The sequence below is a fragment of the Rhodomicrobium udaipurense JA643 genome, assembly GCF_000636015.1.
Lineage (GTDB): Bacteria > Pseudomonadota > Alphaproteobacteria > Rhizobiales > Rhodomicrobiaceae > Rhodomicrobium > Rhodomicrobium udaipurense.
In genome coordinates this window covers 1-4163 of the sequence record NZ_JFZJ01000184.1, presented here as the reverse complement: position 1 = coordinate 4163, position 4163 = coordinate 1, and the positions used below count along the sequence as shown (strand labels likewise).

4 protein-coding genes are annotated in these 4163 nt (G+C 62.0%); 2 read left to right on the top strand and 2 right to left on the bottom strand.

Translation table 11 applies throughout. From position 1 onward, the window contains the following. The coding region (locus tag T281_RS16390) for a copper-translocating P-type ATPase (protein ID WP_037242010.1) at positions 1-1470 on the top strand (1470 nt) is incomplete at its 5' end. Between the two features lie 44 nt (positions 1471-1514). Here the strand turns inward: T281_RS16390 and T281_RS16385 are convergent. Continuing rightward, the gene (locus T281_RS16385) at positions 1515-2114 is read right to left on the bottom strand and encodes a YceI family protein (RefSeq protein ID WP_037242008.1); all 600 of its coding nucleotides are present in this window, start codon (positions 2112-2114) and stop codon (positions 1515-1517) included. 520 nt (positions 2115-2634) lie between these two features. On the opposite strand from T281_RS16385, the gene T281_RS16380 reads away from it, so the two are divergent. Next, positions 2635-3153 (top strand): ferritin-like domain-containing protein, encoded by a 519-nt coding sequence (locus tag T281_RS16380; protein ID WP_013418440.1) that lies wholly within the window; start codon positions 2635-2637, stop codon positions 3151-3153. Between the two features lie 210 nt (positions 3154-3363). Here the strand turns inward: T281_RS16380 and T281_RS16375 are convergent, their stop codons facing one another. Continuing rightward, positions 3364-4044: a 2OG-Fe(II) oxygenase gene (locus T281_RS16375; protein WP_052037604.1), complete on the bottom strand. Its 681-nt coding sequence runs from the start codon at positions 4042-4044 to the stop codon at positions 3364-3366. Positions 4045-4163 lie beyond the last annotated feature (119 nt).

Below are 4163 nucleotides of genomic sequence, written 5' to 3'. Positions count from 1 at the left end.
CGGCTGCGCGTCCGCCCCGGCGAGTCCGTGCCCGTAGACGGCGAGGTGATCGAAGGTGCGAGCGCCGTGGACGAATCGCTCGTCACGGGCGAGGCGATGCCGGTCTCGAAGGAACCCGGCGCGAAAATAATCGGCGGCACCATCAACAAGAGCGGCAGCTTCGTCATGCGCGCGGAGAAGGTAGGCCGCGAGACGCTGCTCTCGCAGATCGTCGCCATGGTCGCGACCGCGCAACGAAGCCGCGCGCCGATCCAGCGCCTTGCCGACCGCGTGTCCGGCTGGTTCGTGCCGCTCGTGCTGACGGCGGCGGCGGCCGCGTTCGCCGCGTGGGCGCTGTTCGGGCCGGAGCCGCGCTTCACTTTCGCGCTCGTCGCGGCCGTATCGGTGCTTATCATCGCGTGCCCTTGCGCGCTCGGCTTGGCGACGCCGATGTCGATCATGGTGGGTGTCGGGCGCGGCGCCGAGGCGGGGGTGCTGGTGAAGAACGCCGAAGCGCTGGAGCGGCTGGAGCGCGTCGATACGCTCGTCGTGGACAAGACCGGCACGCTGACGGAAGGGCGGCCCGCGCTTGTCGCGTTGCATGCGGCGCCGGGCTTCGATGAAGCTGAGGTGTTGCGCCTCGCCGCGAGCCTCGAACGCGCGAGTCAGCATCCGCTGGGCGAGGCCATCGTGAAGGCGGCAGAGGCGCGCAGGCTGGTGCTCGCCGAGGCGACCGATTTCGACGCCCCGACCGGCAGGGGCGTCAGCGGCTCAGTGGATAACCGCCGCGTCGTCATCGGCAATGCGCGCATGCTGGGCGAAGCGGGCATCGACGCGAGCGCGCTCGAAGCCGAGGCGAAGAGCATGCGCTCCGAAGGCGCAACGGCGGTTTTCATCGCCATCGACGGCGCGCTTGCCGGCCTTGCCGCCATCGCCGACCCGATCAAGGCGAGCACGCCCGAGGCTCTTGCCGCGCTGAAGGCTGACGGCATCCGCGTCGTCATGTTGACGGGCGACAACGCCGCGACCGCGCGCGCCGTGGCCTATAAACTCGGCATCGATGAGGTCGAGGCGGACGTGCTTCCGCAGGACAAGGCGAAAGTGGTGGAGCGGCTGCGCGCTGAGGGCCGCGTCGTCGCGATGGCGGGCGATGGCGTGAACGACGCGCCCGCGCTCGCCGCCGCCGATGTCGGCATCGCCATGGGCACCGGCGCGGATGTCGCCATGGAGAGCGCCGGCATCACGCTGCTCAAGGGCGATTTGATGGGGCTCGTGCGGGCGAGGCGACTGTCGGAGGCGACGCTCGCGAACATCCGCCAGAACCTCGCCTTCGCCTTCATCTACAACGCAGCGGGCGTGCCCATCGCGGCGGGCGTGCTTTATCCCGCCTTCGGTGTCCTGCTTTCGCCTATGATCGCGGCGGCCGCCATGGCGCTGTCATCGGTGAGCGTGATCGTGAACGCGCTCCGACTTCGCAATGCGCGGCTTTAAAACTCCTGCGCAAAGTGTTGGTGCGCGCCTTGATCTCAATCAGCTCACGGTTTCGGCGGGGTGATCGTCTCGTTGAGCTTCTCGCCGACCAGCGCGAATGCCAGCTGAACTTCCTTGTCCAGCGCATATCCCCTGTATTCTTCCGCTCCCACGCCGAAATCCAGACGGTTGACGGACGCCGCGCCCTTCAGGACAGGCGCGCCCTCCTTGATCTGGACCAAGAGAGGAATACGAACGGTCTTCGTCACGCCTTTCAGCGTCAGTTCGGCATCCATGACATATCTGCCATCGCTGATCAGCTTCGCGCCCTTTGCCGTCAGCTTGGCGGTGGGGTGGCGTTCCACGTCGAGAAACTCTTTCGACAGGGCTACCTCGTCCGCGGCTCTAAATCCGGTCGTGGTGCTGCGCATGTCGAGGGTCAGGTGAATCGAAGCCTGCTCCGGGGCGTTGGGGTTGAATTGGACAACGCTCTTGTAATCCTTCACGCTGCCCTCGGCGGTGAAGCCACCCGCGCCGGCCACGAAGGCGACATCTCTGTCCCAGGGCCTGATGCCATCCTGGCGGTTTGCGAGCAGGAGAATTCCCGCGGCCGCAGCCAGAAGCACAAGGGCGAGCGATTTGGGGTTGCGCATCATGCCCGACATTTCAATCCTCAAAAATAAGCGTGCGCAACTCGATGGGGCGACACCGCGTGATGACCATGATGGGAAAGAAGCATATGTGCGGTGAATTCTGGATGACAATATCGCCGCAGGCCCAAGCAAAGACAGGATAAACCGCATTCGGCGGTGGGCGAAACCAATCTCAGCTTGAACATCGTCACCGAATGATCGCCCTCGGCGTCATGCTGGCGGCAGCGGCACGCGTGAGCCGGAGTTTTGAGGCGGGAGGGCCGCGCAGTTTAGCCTTCTGGGAGGGGCCGTGTACGGGTGTAGCGCGATTTCGGCATATGCATCCGTTTGCGGCAGCCTCGCGTTGCTCATGCCATAAATACCCGCTGGCGCAGGCTCCGCTTAAATTAACCTGAGCATTGAAGCAGCCGTTCACGCAATAGTATTGCAATGCATCGACTGAAACGGTGCGCTTTAATCCGTCAGTGTCCGTATAACGGAACATACGCGTGCCGGTATCATTGTCATGGAAAGCCCATACGGAGGTTTTACCATGGCAGAAGACGCCGAACGCGCAAAGGACGTGTTCATTACCGGACTTCAAAATGCCCATGCACTGGAGAACCAGGCACTCGAATTGATGAATCGGCAGATTGAACGGATCGAAAACTATCCGGACATCAAAGCCAAGCTGCAACAGCACATCGAAGAGACGCACGGGCAGATCGAGCGGCTGGAGAAGATCCTCGAAGAGCGTGGACAAAGCCGATCGGTCCTGAAGGATAATCTTCTTTCCATCACCGGTAACATGGCAGCTATCACGCATGCCTTCACCCAGGACGAGATCATCAAGAACTCGATCGCAAACTTCGCTTTCGAGAATTTCGAGATCGCGTCTTACAAGTCGCTTCTCGAACTTGCCGATCTGACCGGTCAGGCGGAAGCGAAGCAGCCTCTCGAACAATCGCTCCGCGAAGAAGAGCAGATGGCGCTATGGCTCGACCAGCATCTCCCGCAGGTGACATCGACCTATCTACATCGTTACGCGGCTAACGAGAAGGCCGGGCTTTAGTCGGCAATCGCCGGTCCTTCGGCAAGATCTAAATCCGTAACAAAGTGCATGGCGCGCTTTCGATTCGCATCGAAGGCGCGCTTGACGTAGGCGTGGTGCCGCGCATTGCGCCTCCTGCATCGCTAAGCATTCTTTGTGTATGGCGCGTCGCTCTCTGCTCGCTGCGGGGCCTATTACCCCCAACCCAAACTTTCGCTTCCGTCGAAGGCTCTAGCCGAGCGAGATCGGGCGGTCCGGGAACGCGAGTTGATCCTTGTCGCGCCACGCCGGGCTGACATAGTTGATTTCCATCAAGCGGCGGACGCCATGGATCGGACGTGGCTCGAAACCATGCCAGCTATGCGGACCGGAGATAAAGATGACCGCCGAATTGAACTCGGCCGTTCCGCGCCCGCACCACTGCTTGTCGTGATCGTAAATGTCCGTGCCCCAATCCTTGGCGTAGGGCCCGGTACAAAGGTAGATCACCATGGAGAACAGCTTCTCCTTGATGTCGCGGTGCGGCTCCAGCCACATGCCGTCGAGATCCTGAATGTACTCCATGCGCAGATAAGCGCCTTCGACATCGACGTGACACGTTTCCGCGAACTGCCGGGCGACGGTGGGCGACTGCATCGCGTCGCTCAGCACCGACATGGCGGGGAATAGTTCGCGCATCTTCGGTGTGAAGAAAATCCGCTGATTGTTGAAGGTGTCCCGCGCACCCTTCGTGTCGATGGTGACGACCGGCGGCGCGATAGGAAGCGTGAGTATCCCCGTGCACATGGCTTCCGGCATACAGTTCAGGATGCGCCAGCGGCGGTAGGGTTCTTCTATGATTTGGGGTTGCGACAGGGCCGCAGCGAAGTGCTCGGCAACCTCGGACGGCTCGGGAAGGCGGGGATAGGTCATCGGCTCGTTCTCCCTTATATAGCGTTGCTTTGTTTTTTCACGTTCGTCAGGGCCTAGTGGTCCGATTCCGACATTTGCATTCCGTTCGCAGCACCCCGTGAGCAAATGTCGGAATCGGA

Excerpts from the sequence above, each read along its gene's own strand:
- T281_RS16380 (WP_013418440.1), top strand. The coding sequence starts at position 2,635 with ATGGCAGAAGACGCCGAACGCGCAAAGGACGTGTTCATTACCGGACTT.
- T281_RS16385 (WP_037242008.1), bottom strand. The coding sequence starts at position 2,114 with ATGTCGGGCATGATGCGCAACCCCAAATCGCTCGCCCTTGTGCTTCTG.
- T281_RS16375 (WP_052037604.1), bottom strand. The coding sequence starts at position 4,044 with ATGACCTATCCCCGCCTTCCCGAGCCGTCCGAGGTTGCCGAGCACTTC.